The 503-nt window shown below is 67.0% G+C and carries 1 protein-coding gene; it reads left to right on the forward strand.

Annotation, left to right across the window (positions count from 1 at the left end; genetic code table 11):
* Positions 1-503, forward strand: a 503-nt coding sequence (locus IEV86_RS17760; protein ID WP_188484867.1) for a sensor histidine kinase, incomplete at both ends; no start/stop codon positions are given.

The raw sequence follows: 503 nt of genomic DNA on the forward strand, positions 1-503 counted from the left end.
GCCCGATCCGGCTCAGGTCACCGGGCTCGAGGCGACCATTCCGCCGGAGGATGCGCACCTGGCGATCAGAATCATCACGGTCGCTGCCGGAGTCATCGGACTGTGTACGGCGCTGGGAGTCGGTGCGCTTCTGCGTCGGACTCGGAAGATGAGGGCGGTCGAGTCGATCGCCGAACGCGAAGCTCTGCGCAATGAGTCGCTCACGGCCGAGATCGCGCGGCAGTCGGAGCGAGAGCTCTTGGCACGCGAGCTTCACGACACGCTCTCCCACCGACTGTCGGTGATATCTCTGCATACCGGTGCCCTTGAGGTCGGGGCACGCACCGACCCCGAGGTCGCTGCGACGGCGTCTGCCCTGCGGGAGGAGGCCCGTGCGTCCATGGAGGATCTGCGTCATCTGGTGGGTGGTGTGAGGCGCGGAGATCTGGCCCGTCCGCGGCCTGGCCATGGCATCTCGTCGCCTCCGAGCCGTGCGACGATGTCAGCGATTCCCGAGCTCATCT

The sequence above is a fragment of the Cellulomonas carbonis genome (genome assembly GCF_014636275.1).
Lineage (GTDB): Bacteria > Actinomycetota > Actinomycetes > Actinomycetales > Cellulomonadaceae > Actinotalea > Actinotalea carbonis.